The sequence below is a fragment of the Pseudomonas sp. SIMBA_068 genome (assembly GCF_046534705.1).
Classification (GTDB): Bacteria; Pseudomonadota; Gammaproteobacteria; order Pseudomonadales; family Pseudomonadaceae; genus Aquipseudomonas; species Aquipseudomonas putida.
This window is the reverse complement of sequence record NZ_JAWRYI010001885.1, coordinates 1-229: the sequence shown is the minus strand read 5'-3', so window position 1 is coordinate 229 and position 229 is coordinate 1. Positions and strand designations below refer to the sequence as shown.

General features: G+C 65.1%; 1 protein-coding gene. It reads right to left on the bottom strand.

All coding sequences use genetic code 11. The features are described 5' to 3' along the window. Positions 1-229, bottom strand: a 229-nt coding sequence (locus tag SB756_RS36315) for an LLM class flavin-dependent oxidoreductase (protein ID WP_410914099.1), incomplete at both ends; no start/stop codon positions are given.

The following is a 229-nucleotide window of genomic DNA, read 5'->3' as shown; positions in this document are numbered from 1 at the left end:
GCCATGCTTGGCAGCGCGCTGCTTGAGGTCCTGGTAGTAGGCGCGGGCGTCACTGAACGACTCGGGGCTGACGAAGATCGCATCGGCGTTCTGGGCGGCGAAGTTACGTCCGTCCTCGGACACTCCGGCCTGGAAGATCAGCGGCTGGCCCTGGGGCGAGCGCTGGATGTTCAGCGGGCCTTTGACCTTGAAGAACTCGCCCTGGTGGCCGAGGGTGTGCAGTTTGTCC